Source organism: Gluconacetobacter brunescens, from assembly GCF_048695475.1.
In the GTDB taxonomy this organism is placed as follows: Bacteria; Pseudomonadota; Alphaproteobacteria; order Acetobacterales; family Acetobacteraceae; genus Gluconacetobacter.
Genome location: NZ_JBLHEN010000003.1, coordinates 381,104 through 397,068, shown reverse-complemented (window position 1 = coordinate 397,068; position 15,965 = coordinate 381,104). Strand labels below are relative to the sequence as shown.

Annotated in this window: 12 protein-coding genes, 1 tRNA gene and 1 riboswitch; of the genes, 6 read left to right on the top strand and 7 right to left on the bottom strand. The window is 66.8% G+C overall.

The window, feature by feature from the left end; all coding sequences use genetic code 11:
- Positions 1-353: 353 nt before the first annotated feature.
- The 4 genes from ACMAUO_RS19915 to gcvT all read right to left on the bottom strand — a co-directional run bounded on the left by ACMAUO_RS19915 (position 354) and on the right by gcvT (position 5,324).
- A complete protein-coding gene (locus tag ACMAUO_RS19915; protein WP_420358635.1) occupies positions 354-551 on the bottom strand; it encodes a hypothetical protein in 198 nt (65 codons plus the stop codon).
- 226 nt (positions 552-777) lie between these two features.
- Entirely contained in the window at positions 778-3,660 is a 2,883-nt protein-coding gene (gene gcvP, locus ACMAUO_RS19910) for an aminomethyl-transferring glycine dehydrogenase (RefSeq protein ID WP_420358634.1), read from the bottom strand.
- Between the two features lie 114 nt (positions 3,661-3,774).
- The gene (gcvH, locus tag ACMAUO_RS19905; protein ID WP_420358633.1) at positions 3,775-4,140 is read right to left on the bottom strand and encodes a glycine cleavage system protein GcvH; all 366 of its coding nucleotides are present in this window, start codon (positions 4,138-4,140) and stop codon (positions 3,775-3,777) included.
- Positions 4,141-4,190: 50 nt separating this feature from the next.
- Complete coding sequence (gene gcvT, locus ACMAUO_RS19900; protein WP_420358632.1) at positions 4,191-5,324, bottom strand: glycine cleavage system aminomethyltransferase GcvT; 1,134 nt, start codon at positions 5,322-5,324, stop codon at positions 4,191-4,193.
- Positions 5,325-5,522: 198 nt separating this feature from the next.
- Positions 5,523-5,610, bottom strand: a riboswitch (glycine riboswitch).
- A 126-nt stretch (positions 5,611-5,736) separates the two neighbouring features.
- Between gcvT and ACMAUO_RS19895 the strand changes: the two genes are divergently transcribed.
- On the top strand, positions 5,737-6,042 hold the full coding sequence (locus ACMAUO_RS19895; protein ID WP_420358631.1) for a putative quinol monooxygenase: 306 nt from the start codon (positions 5,737-5,739) through the stop codon (positions 6,040-6,042).
- Between the two features lie 109 nt (positions 6,043-6,151).
- Here the strand turns inward: ACMAUO_RS19895 and speE are convergent, their stop codons facing one another.
- The 3 genes from speE to uvrA form a co-directional block, all read right to left on the bottom strand.
- Positions 6,152-7,021 (bottom strand): polyamine aminopropyltransferase, encoded by an 870-nt coding sequence (gene speE / locus ACMAUO_RS19890; RefSeq protein WP_420358630.1) that lies wholly within the window; start codon positions 7,019-7,021, stop codon positions 6,152-6,154.
- Positions 7,022-7,280: 259 nt separating this feature from the next.
- A complete protein-coding gene (gene speD / locus ACMAUO_RS19885; RefSeq protein ID WP_420358629.1) occupies positions 7,281-7,742 on the bottom strand; it encodes an adenosylmethionine decarboxylase in 462 nt (153 codons plus the stop codon).
- A 160-nt stretch (positions 7,743-7,902) separates the two neighbouring features.
- Entirely contained in the window at positions 7,903-10,782 is a 2,880-nt protein-coding gene (gene uvrA, locus ACMAUO_RS19880; RefSeq protein ID WP_420358671.1) for an excinuclease ABC subunit UvrA, read from the bottom strand.
- Between the two features lie 336 nt (positions 10,783-11,118).
- Here uvrA and ssb point away from each other — a divergent pair, with 336 nt between their 5' ends.
- The 5 genes from ssb (at position 11,119) to ACMAUO_RS19855 (ending at position 15,885) form a co-directional block, all read left to right on the top strand.
- Entirely contained in the window at positions 11,119-11,697 is a 579-nt protein-coding gene (gene ssb / locus ACMAUO_RS19875) for a single-stranded DNA-binding protein (protein ID WP_420358670.1), read from the top strand.
- A gap of 174 nt (positions 11,698-11,871) precedes the next feature.
- A complete protein-coding gene (gyrA, locus tag ACMAUO_RS19870; RefSeq protein ID WP_420358628.1) occupies positions 11,872-14,676 on the top strand; it encodes a DNA gyrase subunit A in 2,805 nt (934 codons plus the stop codon).
- On the top strand, positions 14,669-15,178 hold the full coding sequence (coaD, locus tag ACMAUO_RS19865; RefSeq protein WP_420358627.1) for a pantetheine-phosphate adenylyltransferase: 510 nt from the start codon (positions 14,669-14,671) through the stop codon (positions 15,176-15,178). The genes gyrA and coaD overlap by 8 nt, the downstream gene beginning before the upstream one ends.
- 56 nt (positions 15,179-15,234) lie before the next feature.
- Complete coding sequence (locus ACMAUO_RS19860; protein ID WP_420358626.1) at positions 15,235-15,720, top strand: peptidylprolyl isomerase; 486 nt, start codon at positions 15,235-15,237, stop codon at positions 15,718-15,720.
- 89 nt (positions 15,721-15,809) lie between these two features.
- Positions 15,810-15,885, top strand: a tRNA-Lys gene (locus ACMAUO_RS19855).
- The last annotated feature ends 80 nt before the right edge of the window (positions 15,886-15,965 follow it).

The following is a 15,965-nucleotide window of genomic DNA, read 5'->3' as shown; positions in this document are numbered from 1 at the left end:
ACGCGCGACAACTCCCTCGCCCACCTCAGCCGCGCAGTTTGTGGCCGGAAACGTGGGCTGGTGAGCGAGAGTGCCGCGCAGCGGCAACGCCCGTCGTGCGCCCGCGAGCACCGGAGCGGAGCGGCCTATATGGCCGTGAGCACCGGAGCACGGCAGACGCGCGACAACTCCCTCGCCCACCTCAGCCGCGCAGTTTGTGGCCGGAAACGTGGGCTGGTGAGCGAGAGTTCCGCGCAGCGGCAACGCCCGTCGTGCGCCCGCGAGCACCGGAGCGGAGCGGCCTATATGGCCGTGAGCACCGGAGCACAGCGGACGCGTCGGATCGCCACCAGCCCGCGTTTACGGCCACAAACTCAGGGTCGGAGCATGGAGAAGTAGAGTACCGCCATGTCGATCAGGAACGCACCGAGCAGACCGCAGCAGATTAGCCCGACCACCATCCGGTCACGCGCATCGATCCATGACGGATCATCATCATGATGCAGGGCAATCGCGTGCCACGCACCATTCACAGAAGACCGTTTCGGTCCCGCCATACCAATATGGAACATGAGTGCCTCCCCCGGACCGTCCCTTCTTCTTTGCCGCGCGAGGCGACGGGTTCGTCCGGATGCACCATGACCATGCGCCCTGCCGGGCCGGCTTCCAAAGGCGATTCGCGATCAGTCGCAATCTCTTGAAACAAAATGCCTGTTCCCCGGCGCCAGGCGCGCGGCAGCCGGGCCAGGCCCGGCGCCGCACGCATGACACGCCGACGAAACGACACTCCGTATCAGGTCAGGCCGCGCCTTCCTCGGCATAGACCGAGATATCGGGGCAGGAGCAGACCAGGTTGCGATCGCCATAGGCGTTATCCAGCCGGTTGACCGGCGACCAGTATTTCGACTCCGGCACCACATCGCCCGGCAGGCAGCCCAGCCGCCGGTCATAGGCGCGGTCCCAGTCCGGATCGGTCAGGTCGCGCACGGTATGCGGCGCGTGGCGCAGCGGGCTCTGCTCGACCGTGATCCGCCCCTGCTCGATCTCGCGGATCTCGTCGCGGATCGCGATCATCGCGTCGCAGAACCGGTCGAGTTCCCCCCGCCCCTCGGACTCGGTGGGCTCGATCATGAAGGTGCCGGCCACGGGGAAGCTGACCGTCGGCGCGTGGAACCCATGGTCGATCAGCCGCTTGGCGATATCGTCCACCGTCACGCCCACCGTATCGCGGATCGGGCGCAGATCGACGATGCATTCATGCGCCACCCGGCCATGGGTCCCGCGATACAGCACCGGATAATGGCCGGACAGACGGGCCGCGATATAGTTGGAGTTCAGGATCGCGATTTCGGTGGCGCGACGCAGCCCCGCATCGCCCATCAGCATCATGTAGGCCCAGGAAATCGGCAGCACCGCCGCCGAGCCGAACGGCGCGGCCGAGACCGCGTTCGCCCCGCCATCCTGCGGCGCGCCGGGCAGGAACGGCGCCAGATGCGCCCCCACCCCGATCGGCCCCATGCCCGGCCCGCCACCGCCATGCGGGATGCAGAAGGTCTTGTGCAGGTTGAAATGGCTGACATCGGCGCCATAGGCACCGGGGCGCGACAGCCCGACCTGCGCATTCATGTTCGCGCCGTCCAGATAGACCTGCCCACCGGCCGCATGCACCAGGTCGCAGATCTCGACCACCGATTCCTCGAACACGCCATGCGTCGACGGATAGGTGATCATGATCGCCGCCAGACGGTCGGCATTCTGCGCGATCTTCGCCTTCAGGTCATCGATATCCACATTGCCCTGGTCGTCGCAGGCCACGACCACCACCCGCATCCCCGCCATCTGGGCCGAGGCCGGGTTGGTGCCATGGGCCGAAGCCGGAATCAGGCAGACATCGCGGCCTTCGTCGCCCCGCGACCGGTGATAGGCGCGAATGGCCAGTAGCCCGGCATATTCCCCCTGCGCCCCGGAATTGGGCTGGAGCGATACCGCGTCATAGCCGCTGACATCCTTGAGCATCCGTTCCAGGTCGCGGAACAGCTCGGCATAACCCTGCTGCTGCGCTTCCGGCGCGAATGGATGGATGTCGCAGAATCCCGGCCAGGTGATCGGCATCATCTCGACCGTCGCGTTCAGCTTCATGGTGCACGACCCCAGCGGGATCATGGTGCGGTCCAGCGCCAGGTCGCGGTCGGACAGGCGGCGCAGATAGCGCAGCATGTCGGTCTCGGACCGATGGGCGTGGAACACCGGATGGGTCATGAAGCTACCCTGCCGCAGCAGCCCCTGCGGCAGCAGGCTGTCCGGCGCCGAAAGGCCCTGCTCCATCGCCGCCAGACGCTGCGCGTCGGGGCAGAAGCAGCGCCACACGGCGCGGACGATCTCCGGCGTCGTCGTCTCGTCCAGGCTGATCCCGACCCGGTCCTCGTCGATCGCGCGCAGATTCATGCCCGCATCCTCGGCACGGGCCCGGACCAGGACGGACGTGCCGCCGGTCGCCACCGTAATCGTGTCGAAGAACGCATCCGTCTCGACCCGGACCGAGAGCGCACGCAGCCCGGCCGCCAGGATCGCCGTCAGCCGATGCACCCGGCGCGCGATCGCCGTCAGCCCGTCGGGGCCGTGATAGACCGCATACATCGCGGAAATCACCGCCGGCAGCACCTGCGCGGTGCAGATGTTCGAGGTCGCCTTTTCGCGGCGGATATGCTGCTCGCGCGTCTGCAACGCCAGACGATAGGCCGGCTCGCCCCGGCTATCGACCGAAACGCCGACCAGACGGCCCGGCATGCTGCGCTTGTAGGCATCACGCACGGCCATATACGCCGCATGCGGGCCACCGGCCCCCATCGGCATGCCGTAACGCTGCATCGAGCCCACCGCGATATCGGCCCCCAGCGCACCCGGCGATTCCAGCACCGTCAGCGCCAGCGGGTCGGCCGCCATCGCCACCACCGCATGCGCCCCATGCAGCGCCTCGATCCATGCGCGCGGATCGCGCACCCGGCCCGACGAACCGGGATACTGCAACAGCGCCCCGAACACCGCGCCGGGCTCCAGATCACGCTCGGGGTCGCCGACCACGATCCGCCAGCCCATCGGCTCGGCGCGCGTGCGCAGCACCGCCAGCGTCTGCGGATGGCAGTCGGCATCGACGAAGAACCCGTCGGCCTTCGATTTCGCCACCCGGCGCGCCAGGGCCATCGCCTCGGCCGCCGCCGTCGCCTCGTCCAGCAGCGAGGCATTGGCGACATCCAGCCCCGTCAGGTCGCGGACCATGGTCTGGAAGTTCAGCAGCGCCTCAAGACGCCCCTGGCTGATCTCGGGCTGATAGGGCGTATAGGCCGTGTACCAGGCCGGATTTTCCAGCACATTGCGCTGGATGACGCCCGGCAGCACCGTGCCGTAATAGCCCTGCCCGATCAGGGAGGTCATCACCCGATTGCGCCCGGCAATCGTGCGCAGGCGCGCCAGCGCCTCGGGCTCCGACAGGCCGGCCCCCAGCCCCATCTCGCCGCGCAGGCGGATGGAAGACGGCACCGTCTGTTCCATCAGTTCGTCGAGCGAGCCCGCGCCCACGACCTCCAGCATGGCGGCGACATCCCGCGCCCCCGGCCCGACATGGCGGGCACAGAAGGCATCGGCGGCGGGCTGCGTGCCCTGCCAGAGAGAAGTGGAGGTCACGATCAATATTCTCCGCGACAGAAACAGAAACGGCGGTGGGAAACTGTTCTACAAATGCACCCGCCGGCACCCCGAAGCGCAGGACCGCCCATCGGCGCGCCGACGGACCGGCCTTCAGCCAATCAGGGCGGCGTAGGCGTCGGCATCCAGCAGCCCGGCAAGCTGCCCGGCGTCGGCAATGCGCAGCTTCAGGATCCAGCCCTCGGCCTCCGGATCGCGATTGACCAGCGACGGATCGTCCGATAGCGCGGCGTTGAAGCCGACAACCGTGCCCGACACGGGCGCATAGATATCCGACGCGGCCTTGACCGATTCCACCACGGCGGCGCTGTCACCCCGCGCAACCTCGGTGCCCTCGTCCTTCGCCTCGACGAAGACCAGCTCACCCAGCTCCTCGGCGGCATGGGCGGTGATGCCGACGACCGCCACATCCCCCTCGACGCGCAGCCACTCATGTTCTTTCGTGTAATAGACAGTCATATTCCGATCTCCACCCAACAGGTCAGCGTTTGAAATTCAGCGTTTGAAGCTCAGCGTTTAAAACCGGCGGCAACGAACGGCAGCGCCGCCACGGTGGCCAGCAGGTAGCGCCCGCGCAGTTCGGCAAACAGCGGCGTGCCCGTCGCCGCGAACGCCGTCTCGACATAGCCCATGGCCACCGGCCCGCCGAAGGTCGGACCGAACGCGCCGGAGGTCACATGCCCAACCGGCTTTGTGCCCGCATCGTCGGCGAACAGCCGCGCCCCACCACGCACCGGCGCGCGCCCCTCGACCGCAATACCAACGCGGCGTCGGCTCACGCCGCCTTCGATCTGCCCCAGAATGACATCGGCACCGGGAAAGCCCCCTGCCCGCGCGCCACCGGAGCGGCGGCTCTTCTGGATCGACCACTCCAGCGCGCCCTCGACCGGCGTCGTCTCGCGGTCGATATCCGATCCATACAGGCACAGTCCGGCTTCCAACCGCAGGCTGTCGCGCGCGCCCAGCCCCGCCGGCGCCACCTCAGGCTCGGCCAGTAGCGCCTCGGCCACCCGCACGGCCCCATCGGCCGCCATGCCCAGTTCGAACCCGTCCTCGCCGGTATAGCCGGAACGCGATGCCACGCAGGGCACGCCCGCCACTTCGAATTCCGCCACATCCATGAAGCGCATGTCCGCCGACGCGGGCGCCAGACGCGCCAGCACGGCCCCGGCCTGCGGCCCCTGCACCGCGATCAGCGCACGATCCGGCAGCGGCTCGACAATGCACTCCTCACCCAGCGCGGCGGCGATATGCGCCAGATCCGCATCCTTGCAGGCCGCATTGACCACCAGGATCAGCGTATCGCCCAGCCGCGAGACCATCAGGTCGTCGAGAATGCCCCCATTGCCGTCGGTCAACTGCGTATAGCGCTGGCGCCCCGTCTTCAGCGACAGGATATCGGCCGGCACCAGCCGCTCCAGCGCCAGCGCCGCATCCTCGACCCGGCCAGAGCGCGCGCGCAGATGCGCCTGCCCCATATGCGACACGTCGAACAGCCCGGCGGCATTGCGCGTGTGCTGATGTTCGGCCATCACGCCGGCGCGATACTGCACCGGCATCTCATAGCCCGCGAACGGCACCATGCGTCCGCCCAGCGACAGATGCAGGTCATAAAGCGGCGTGCGCTTCAGCGAATCGCTCATGCCGCCCTCCGGGCGCCGGCGGCGCCATGCACGAGGGACGGATCGCACCGATCCGAAGAGGAGAAAATGAGGAAAGACGGCCAACGCGACATGATCAGAGCCTCCTGAATCCACAACCGGATCCGAATGCCCCTTCTGTCGGTTTGCCTGAGATCGCTATCCCGTCGGCGGACGCTCGAGGCGCCTCTCTCCAGAAGTCGAAGCCGGGCGGTCCTTTGGCCTGAGAGTTTCCGGGGCGGTTGCTCCTTCGGCGCTGGCTCTCGCCAGTCTCTCCCGCGTCAGCACCTCGATGCTTCGCATATGTTGCGCAATCAAGTCAATCGTCCACACGCTGCCACCGGGGGGTGGATCGAAAGCCCCCACCGCCCTACCGTTGGCCCCTGGACACATTACGACAAGGAGGCGCGCGACCATGGACGCCACACCACTGACCGTCATCGCGGAATTCACGACAACCGACGAGAATCGCACGAAATTTCTGGAATTCTGCGCCCATGACGCCGAACATTCGGTGGCGGACGAAGCCGGATGCCACGCCTTCGACGTCCTGCTGCCCGACGGCGCGCCGCACACCGTCATCCTGCACGAGGTCTATACCGACCGCGCGGCATTCGACACCCACCTGACGACCCCGCACTTCAAGGCCTTCGATGACGCGGTGCGCGACCTGGGCATCCAGACGGTCGCGGTACGGTTCCTGGCGACGCACCGCGCCTGAACGCGACCAAGGGCTTTGCCCTTGACCCACCAAAGGGCAGTCGCCCTTTGGAAACCCATTCGTTATCAGGTGATTGGGGTGCGGGGCCTTGGACCCTGCACCCCGATTGTTACTTCGAAGCCGGCAGATGCTTGGCGATATAGGGCGGCAGGTTGAAGGCGCCGGTATGGATCTCCGGCGTCCAGTAACCCGTGGTGCCCAGAATACCCGCCTGCTCGGCACGCGCCCGGATCGTCTCGACCGAATGCAGGGCCGGATTGGTTCCCTTCGCCGCAACGCCCAGCGTCATGAAGCCGCCAACATAGGTCGGCACCGCCGCCACATAGGCCGAGACATGCGGGAAGAACTGCGCCCGGCGCAGGCTGGTCTCGCGCAGTTCGTCGGCCTGCATGAACGGCACGCCGCACTGGTTCACGATAATGCCGTTGGGCGTCAGGATACGGGCGCAATGCTCGTAGAACGCATCGGTGAACAGCACCTCGCCCACCCCGATCGGATCGGTGCTGTCGACAATGATGACATCGACCGAGCCGCTTTCCGCCTTGGCGACGTAATCGATGCCATCCCCCACGATCACATCGGCACGCGGGTCGTTCCAGGCATCGCCGGCAATCCCCGGCAGGAACTGCTTGGACAGTTCGATCACCGCACCGTCGATCTCGACCATCACGGCACGCTCGACGCCCCGATGCTGCAACACGCGCCGCAGCACGCCACCGTCGCCGGCCCCGATAATCAGCACGCTCTTCGCGTCACCATGGGCCAGCACCGGCACATGGGTCAGCATTTCCTGATAGACGAACTCGTCACCCTCGGTGATCTGGATCACCCCATCGAGCACGAGCACGCGGCCATGCGTCTCGCTTTCGAAAACAACGATATCCTGGAAGGGGCTTTTGGTACGGGCCAGTTCCTTGCGAACACGGAAACGCTGCTGCCAGCCGTCATAGAGTGTTTCGCCGATCCATGCGTCGGTCATTGCCTGTGTCTCCCCGGCACGAAAATGGACACATAAAAAAAGGCCGGACGAATCCGGCCCTTGAAGCCTGACCCAAAATGGGGGCTGGCGAGCGAGAGCGGCCCACAGGGCCGCGCCCGTCGTGTGTTTCCGAGCATCGGAGCGGAGCGGCCTTGATGGCCGTGAGCACCGAAGCACAGGAAACGCGCGTCGGATCGCCGCCAGCGCGCATTTTGGGTCAGGCTCGGACGGGCGCCGGCCGTGCCGACACCCTCGCCAATCAGGCGACCCGGCCGCGACGCTGCTCGTCCACGACCACCCGGCCCGCCTGGAACAGGCGCTGCATCACCGGGATCGCCAGGTGCGGATCGCACGCGCCGCACATGAAGATGTCGACGGCGGCGAAATTCCGCTCCGGCCACGTGTGGATCGAAATGTGGCTCTCGGCCAGCACCACCACGCCCGACACACCGCCATTGGGCGTGAAGTGATGGAAATGGCTGTGCAGGATCGTCGCCCCGGCCGTCACCGCCGCTTCGCACAGCGTACGGTCGATCTTCTCCGGATCATCAAGATTCCGGGCTTCCCAGAGGTCGACGAGAAGATGCGTCCCCGCAAACTTCATCCCGTCCCGCTCGACGAAATAATCCTTCCGATCCTCGTCAGACGAAGACGGAGCTGAAGACATCTGGATATTGCTCGGGAGTTCCGAGACCATCCCCAGCTGAGCAAGTGCGTTCATCACGTACCCCCAAACCAGTAGACAGCCTGTTGGGCGGGATCGCCCCCTTGGGCCAAGGGGGCCGCTGATAAGGCCTTCCCCCTGTCAACGCAAGAACTTTTGCCCCCCAGCCACGTTTTTTTTCGCCCCTTTCACATAAGGTTCTTCCAGGGGGGAAAATTCAGCCTTTCGCGCGCCGTTTCCGCCCTTTGGCCGGCGCCGGCAGAAGCGGGGCCAGGAACCGCCCGGTATGGCTTTCCGCACAGGCCGCAATATCCTCGGGCGTGCCCTCGGCCACGATCCGGCCGCCGCCGTCACCGCCCTCCGGCCCCATGTCCAGCACCCAGTCCGCCGTCTTGATCACGTCCAGATTATGCTCGATCACCAGCACCGTGTTCCCCTGGTCCACCAGGGCATGCAGCACGTCCAGCAGCTTGCGCACATCCTCCGAATGCAGGCCCGTCGTCGGCTCGTCCAGAATATATAATGTGCGGCCGGTCGCGCGCCGCGCCAGTTCCTTCGAGAGCTTGACCCGCTGCGCCTCGCCGCCCGAAAGCGTGGTCGCCTGCTGACCCAGCGCGACATAACCCAGCCCGACCTGCTGCAAAATGGCCAGCCGGTCGCGGATGCGCGGCACGGCGGAGAAATACGGCAGCGCCTCGTCCACCGTCATCGCCAGCACGTCGGCAATCGACTTGCCACGGAATTTCACGTCCAGCGTTTCACGATTGTAGCGCGCGCCCTTGCAGGTATCGCAGGTCACGAACACGTCGGGCAGGAAGTGCATCTCGATCTTCAGCACGCCGTCGCCCTGGCAGGCCTCGCACCGCCCGCCCTTGACGTTGAACGAGAACCGCCCGGGCTTGTAGCCCCGCGCCTTGCTCTCCGGCAGTTCGGCGAACCAGTCGCGGATCGGCGCGAACAGGTCGGTATAGGTCGCGGGATTCGAGCGCGGCGTGCGCCCGATCGGCGACTGGTCGATATCGATGATCTTGTCCAGCAGCTCCATCCCGACGATCCGCCGATAGGGCGCCGGATTCTGCCCCGACCCCATCAGGTGCCGCGACAGCGCCTTGTACAGCGTATCGATCACCAGCGTGGACTTGCCGCCACCCGAGACCCCGGTCACGCAGGTAAAGGTACCCAGCGGGAACCGCGCGGTCACGTCATGCAGATTGTTGCCGCTCGCCCCCTCCAGCACCAGCATCCGCTTGGGGTCTACCGGGCGGCGCTTCGCCGGCACCGCGATCTGCTTCCGCCCGGACAGGTAATCGCCCGTCAGGCTGGCAGGGTTGGCCGCCACCTCCGCCGGCGTGCCGATCGCCACCACATGGCCGCCATTGACGCCCGCCCCCGGCCCCATGTCGATCAGCCAGTCGGCGGAGCGGATCGCATCCTCGTCATGCTCCACGACGATCAGCGTATTCCCCAGCCGCTTCAGCCGCTGCAACGTACCCAGCAGCCGCTCATTGTCGCGCTGATGCAGCCCGATCGACGGTTCATCCAGAACATACAGCACACCCGTCAACCCCGACCCGATCTGGCTGGCCAGCCGTATCCGCTGGCTTTCGCCCCCCGACAGGGTGGCCGACCCGCGCGACAGCGTCAGGTAATCCAGCCCGACATCGTCCAGAAACCGCAGCCGGTCCAGAATCTCGCGCAGAATCCGCCGCGCGATCTCGGCCCGCTGCGGCGTCAGCGTCGCCTCCACGGTGCCGAACCATTCCAGCGCCCGGCGGATCGGCAGGTCGGAGGCCTGGGCGATCGTGCAGTCCGCCACCCGCACCGACAGCGCCTCCGGCCGCAGCCGCGCGCCATGGCAGACATGGCACGGCTTGTCGGACTGATAGCGCGACAGTTCCTCGCGCACCCACACGCTGTCGGTCTCGGCCACCCGGCGGCGCAGGTTGGCCACCACGCCCTCGAACCGCTTGGTCAGGCTGTAGCTCTTGCGCCCGTCGCGGTACTGGAAGGTCACCTCGTCCTCACCACCCTCCATGATCACGTCGCGCACGCCCGCCGGCAGGTCGCGCCACGGCGTGTCCATCTTCACACCGTAATGGGCGGCCAGGCTTTCCAGCGTCTGCTGGTAATAAGGGCTCTGCGTGTTCCGCCACGGCGCGATGGCCCCCGCCGCCAGCGACAGCGATTCGTCCGGCACGATCAGATGCGGGTCGAAGAAGGTCTCGGTCCCGATCCCGTCACAGGCCGGGCAAGCCCCCTGCGGCGCGTTGAACGAGAACAGCCGGGGCTCGATCTCCTCCAGCGTAAAGCCGCTGACCGGGCAGGCGAACCGCGAGGAAAACACCACATGCGGCGGCGCCTCCGCCCCGTCGCGCACCACTTCCTCGGCATAGACCAGCCCGTCGGAGAGGCCCAGCGCGGTCTCGAAACTGTCCGCCAGGCGGGATTCCACGCCCGGCCGCACCACCACACGGTCCACCACCGCCTCGACCGTATGGCGCAGCTTGCGGTTCAGGTCGGGCACATCGGCGATCTCGTACAGTTCGCCATCCACCTTCACGCGGGCAAAGCCCTTGCGCTGCAATTCCGCCAGTTCCTTGCGGCACTCGCCCTTGCGGTCGCGCACCACGGGCGCCAGCAGCATCAACCGGGTGCCCTCGGGCATCGCCATCACCCGGTCGACCATCTGGCTGACGGTCTGCGCCTCGATCGGCAGCCCAGTGGCCGGGGAATAAGGCACCCCCGCCCGCGCCCACAGCAGGCGCATGTAGTCATGGATCTCGGTAATCGTGCCGACGGTCGAGCGCGGATTCTTCGAGGTCGTCTTCTGCTCGATGGAAATCGCGGGCGACAGCCCCTCGATCGCGTCCACATCGGGCTTGCCCATCAGTTCCAGGAACTGCCGCGCATAGGCCGAAAGGCTTTCGACATAGCGCCGCTGCCCCTCGGCATAGATGGTATCGAACGCCAGCGACGATTTGCCCGAGCCCGACAGGCCCGTCACCACCGTCAGCGCGTCGCGCGGAATCTCGACATCGACATTCTTCAGATTGTGCGCCCGCGCGCCGCGCACCCGGATGACCGGCGCATCGCGCATCGGCGTCGACTCTGTCGGCGCGGCCGCAACCGGGCTGGATCGATTCGCCATGATGTCCCGCATCTCCGTTTCTGCGCCGGCATGCCGGGCCGCATCGTTCACACTCTGTTCTGCCGGATTCCGCCGCCGCCGCCAAGATCCACCCTCCGGAAAATGCCGCCACGGCACGCCGCCACCGGCAGGAGCGCCCCACATGCAGGTATCATCCGGCGGCCATCTGGGTTAGGATCGCGCGTGAGTCCCGTCCCCCCACCGCACCGGTCCGGGTGGACGGTTTTTTTGATGGGGCAGCGCCCGGATGCGCGGCCCCGGACCGGACAGCGGCAGGGCAGCACTATGGCGGGTAGCGTCAACAAGGTCATCCTCGTGGGCAATCTGGGGAAGGACCCCGAAGTCAGGAACAGCCAGAACGGCGCCAAGATCGTCTCGCTGACGCTGGCCACCAGCGACACCTGGAACGACAAGGCATCGGGCGAACGGCGCGAGAAGACCGAGTGGCATCGCGTGGTCATCTTCAACGAGCGCATCGCCGACGTCGCCGAGCGCTTCCTGCGCAAGGGCCGCAAGGTCTACCTGGAAGGCTCGCTCCAGACCCGCAAATGGACCGACCAGTCCGGGCAGGAACGCTACACGACCGAAGTGGTCGTGGACCGTTTCCGTGGCGACCTGGTGCTGCTCGACAGCAACCGTGGCGGCGAGTCCGGCGATGACGCCGGTGGCGGCTATGGCGGCGGCGGTTATGGTGGTGGCGGCGGTGGATATGCGGCCCCCGCCGCTCCCCGCCAGATCGGCGGCGGCGGTCGCGGCAACGCGGGCGGCGGCCATGGCGCCCCCGGCGCACCGGCCGGCGGCGGTGGCGGCTGGGATGCCCCGCATGGCGGCGGCAGCGACCTGGACGACGAAATTCCGTTCTAAGGCGAGACCCCGTCCCGGCGACGGGGCCTGACAGGGCCCCGTCGCCGGGCGCGGGGTGGCCTTCCCCGGCCGGCACTCTATGCTAGGATGGTCTCACCCAACCTGCGCCGGACCAGTTCCCGCCATCCGGCGCGCCCGGCGCAAGAGAGATGGCACTGACATGACGGATATGCCTTGACCGAGATTCCCGACTCGCCGCAGCCGCCGGCCCCCTCCGACATCGTTCCGGTAACCGTCGAGGAGGAAATGCGTTCCTCCTACCTCGCCTATGCGATGTCGGTCATCGTCAGCCGCGCCCTGCCGGACGTGCGGGACGGGTTGAAGCCGGTGCATCGGCGCATCCTCTATTCGATGCGCGAAAGCGGGTTCACGCACGACAAGCCCTATCGCAAATCGGCCCGCGCGGTCGGTGACGTGATGGGTAAATACCATCCGCACGGCGATTCCTCGATCTACGACGCCATGGTCCGCATGGCGCAATCCTGGTCGATGCGCGTGAAGCTGATCGACGGCCAGGGCAATTTCGGCTCGGTCGACGGCGATTCCCCGGCCGCGATGCGTTATACCGAAGCACGCCTGGCCAAGGCCGCGTCCTTCCTGCTGGACGACATCGACCGCGACACCGTCGATTTCCAGCCGAACTACGATGAAAGCGAGCAGGAACCGAAAATCCTGCCCGCCGCCTTCCCCAACCTGCTGATCAACGGCGCCTCGGGCATCGCGGTCGGCATGGCCACCAATATCCCGACCCACAATCCGGGCGAGATCATCGACGCCACGCTGGCGCTGATCGCCCAGCCGGACCTGACGCTCGAAGACCTGATGACGATCGTGCCGGGGCCGGATTTCCCGACCGGCGGCATCATCCTCGGCCGCGCGGGCATCCGCAGCGCGTTCGAGACCGGGCGCGGCTCGGTCATCATCCGCGCCCGCGCCGAGATCGAGGACCTGCATCGCGACCGCCACGCGATCATCATCACCGAGATCCCGTATCAGGTGAACAAATCGACCCTGCAGGAGCGCATTGCCGATCTGGTGCGCTCCAAGCAGATCGAGGGCATCTCCGACATCCGCGACGAAAGCGACCGGTCGGGCATGCGCATCGTCATCGAGGTCAAGCGCGACGCCACGCCGGAAGTGGTGCTGAACCACCTTTACCGCTTCACCCAGCTCCAGACCTCGTTCGGGGTCAACATGCTGGCGCTGGATAACGGCCAGCCCCGCCTGATGGGGCTGAAGGACGTGCTGGAAGCCTTCATCACCTTCCGCGAGGAAGTGATCCTGCGCCGCGCCCGCTACGACCTGATGAAGGCGCGCGACCGCGCCCACCTGCTGGTCGGCCTGGTCATCGCGGTGGCCAATATCGACGCCGTGATCGCGCTGATCCGCGCCGCCCCCGACGCCGCCAGCGCCCGCGAGGCGCTGATGACCACGGCATGGGACGCCGCGGATATCGAACCGCTGCTGGCCCTGATCCTCGACGAAGGCAATGTCATCGTCGACGGCAAGGTCCACCTGACCGAGGCCCAGGCCCGCGGCATCCTGGAACTGCGCCTCCAGCGCCTGACCGGCCTGGAGCGCGAGAAGATCCAGCAGGAACTCTCCGAGGTCGCGGAGAAGATCAGCGAGCTTCTGGCCATCATCGCCAGCCGTCCCCGCCGCATGGAAGTGATGCGCGAGGAACTGGTGGCGATCCGCGCCGAACTGGCCTCCCCGCGCATGACCGAGATCGCCGATTATGCCGGCGACCAGACGGATGAAAGCCTGATCGAACCCGGCCAGATGGTGGTGACGATCACGCGCGAAGGCTTCATCAAGCGCACGCCGCTGGAAATCTTCCGCGCGCAGAATCGCGGCGGGCGCGGCCGCACCGCCGCCGGTCGCCGGGGCGACGACATCGTGGTGCGGTCGTTCAACGCCCATACCCACCAATGGGTGCTGTTCTTCTCGTCGGGCGGCAAGGCCTATCGCGAGAAGGTCTGGCGCCTGCCCGAGGCCAGCCCGACGGCCAAGGGCCGCGCGCTGATCAATCTGCTCCCCGACCTGGGCGGCGATTCGATCACCGCCGTCCTGCCCTTGCCGCAGGACGAGACGCTGTGGGAAAACCTGCATCTGGTCTTCGCCACCGCCTCGGGCAATGTGCGCCGCAACCGGTTGAGCGATTTCCGCAATATCCGCGCCTCGGGCCTGATCGCGATGAAGCTGGACGAAGGCGACCGGCTGATCGGCGTCGCGACCTGCCGCGAGGGGCAGGATGTCTTCCTGGCCACCCGCAACGCGCGCTGCATCCGCTTCCAGATCACCGACGACACGCTGCGCGTCTTCGCCGGGCGTGACAGTTCGGGCGTGCGCGGCATCCGCCTCGGCGAGGGCGACGAGGTCAACAGCCTGTGCGTCCTGAACCATGTGGAGGCGACGGTCGAGGAACGCGCATCGTATCTGCGCATGGCCAACGCCCGCCGCCGCGCGGAACTCGCGGCCAGCGAGGACACCGAGGAGACCACCGACGCCCCCGCCGACGCATCGGACGAAGAGGCCGTGCCTGCCGATTCGGTGATCGACCCGGAACGGTTCGCCGAACTGGAACTGGGCGAGGAAATCCTGCTGATCGTCAGCAATGCGGGCTTCGGGCGCCGGTCCTCGGCCTATGATTACCGGGTGACCGGCCGTGGCGGCCAGGGCATCTCCAACATGACCTTCACGTCCGGCAAGCGCGGGACCGAGGTCGTGGCGACCCTGCCGGTGATCGGCGGCACGGACGTCATGCTGGTCACCGATGCCGGCCGCCTGATCCGCGTGCCGGTCGACCAGATCCGCGTCATGTCGCGGCAGGCCAGCGGTGTCACGCTGTTCCGCCTGGACACCACCGAGCACGTCATCAGCGTCTTCCCCGTCATGGAGGATGATGACGATAACGAGGGCGACGACGGCGACGCGACGGAAGGGGCCGCCACGCCCGAGGAGACCCCCGATGCCTGACAGCCGGCCGCGCACGGGCTTCTACCCCGGCACGTTCGACCCGGTGACCACCGGTCACCTGGATATCGTCGAACGCGCGGCGCGGCTGGTCGACCGGCTGATCATCGGTGTGGCGGAAAATTCCGGCAAGCAGCCATTGATGCCGCTGGATGAGCGCATCACCTGCGTCACGGAGGAAACCCGTCCCATCGCCGAGCGGACGGGCAGCCAGATCTCGGTCATCGGGTTCAGCAACCTGCTGGTCGAGGAAGCGCGCACCCACGGGGCCACCCTGATCGTGCGCGGGCTGCGGGTGGTCACCGATTTCGATTACGAGGTCCAGATGTTCGGCATGAACCATCATCTGGCCCCGGATATCGAGACGGTGTTCCTGATGGCCACCGAGCGCAGCCAATATATCTCTTCGCGGCTGGTGAAGGAGGTCGCCCGCCTGGGCGGCGACATCACCAGCTTCGTTCCCCCCTTCACCCGCCGGCGCATCCTGGCACGGCTGGGGGGATAACGCCGGTCGCACGGCCCCCATGCCGCGCGACACGCAAGCAAACTGGAATACGAACGATGTCTGACACCGCACCGAAGGCCGACCTGATCGACGTGGAGCTGAAGACCGGCCATGTGATCATCCAGCTCCGCCCCGACCTGGCGCCGCTGGCTGCCGAGCGGATCCGCACGCTGGCCACCGAAGGGTTCTACGACAACACGCCCTTCCACCGCGTCATCCACGGCTTCATGGCCCAGGGCGGCGACCCGACGGGCACCGGCACCAGCGGCAGCCACCTGCCCGACCTGAAGGCCGAATTCACCCGCGCGGCGAAGTTCGAGCGCGGCACCGTCGGCATGGCCCGCACCATGAACCCCGACAGCGCGAACAGCCAGTTCTTCATCATGTTCGAGCCCTCGCCGCATCTCGACGGCCAGTACACCATCGTCGGCCAGGTGGTCGAAGGCATGGAGCATATCGACCAGGTCAAGCGCGGCGCGGGCCAGAGCGGCGTGGTGCAGGACCCGGACCGCATCATTTCCATGCGTCCGGTCGCGGCCTGAACGACAAACCGCGTCTCGTCGGCAGCTTTGACGGTTGACTTGACCGGCCGAAGCCGGTACCCGGGGCCGCACCGCCAAGCGGTCCCGGTGAGCCGGTAGCTCAGTCGGTAGAGCATTCGACTTTTAATCGAATGGTCGTGGGTTCGAATCCCACCCGGCTCACCAATTTTCAGGCACACTGCCTGCCTAAAAAATCCTGAGCAGATCAGAAGTTTTCTGGTTCTTTTTTCAGAAAAGAACCAGGG

What these genes read in the sequence shown, in the direction of transcription:
- ACMAUO_RS19915 (WP_420358635.1), bottom strand. Translation starts at nt 551, where the DNA reads ATGTTCCATATTGGTATGGCGGGACCGAAACGGTCTTCTGTGAATGGT.
- gcvH (WP_420358633.1), bottom strand. Translation starts at nt 4,140, where the DNA reads ATGACTGTCTATTACACGAAAGAACATGAGTGGCTGCGCGTCGAGGGG.
- gcvT (WP_420358632.1), bottom strand. Translation starts at nt 5,324, where the DNA reads ATGAGCGATTCGCTGAAGCGCACGCCGCTTTATGACCTGCATCTGTCG.
- ACMAUO_RS19895 (WP_420358631.1), top strand. Translation starts at nt 5,737, where the DNA reads ATGGACGCCACACCACTGACCGTCATCGCGGAATTCACGACAACCGAC.
- speE (WP_420358630.1), bottom strand. Translation starts at nt 7,021, where the DNA reads ATGACCGACGCATGGATCGGCGAAACACTCTATGACGGCTGGCAGCAG.
- speD (WP_420358629.1), bottom strand. Translation starts at nt 7,742, where the DNA reads ATGAACGCACTTGCTCAGCTGGGGATGGTCTCGGAACTCCCGAGCAAT.
- uvrA (WP_420358671.1), bottom strand. Translation starts at nt 10,782, where the DNA reads ATGCGCGATGCGCCGGTCATCCGGGTGCGCGGCGCGCGGGCGCACAAT.
- ssb (WP_420358670.1), top strand. Translation starts at nt 11,119, where the DNA reads ATGGCGGGTAGCGTCAACAAGGTCATCCTCGTGGGCAATCTGGGGAAG.
- coaD (WP_420358627.1), top strand. Translation starts at nt 14,669, where the DNA reads ATGCCTGACAGCCGGCCGCGCACGGGCTTCTACCCCGGCACGTTCGAC.
- ACMAUO_RS19860 (WP_420358626.1), top strand. Translation starts at nt 15,235, where the DNA reads ATGTCTGACACCGCACCGAAGGCCGACCTGATCGACGTGGAGCTGAAG.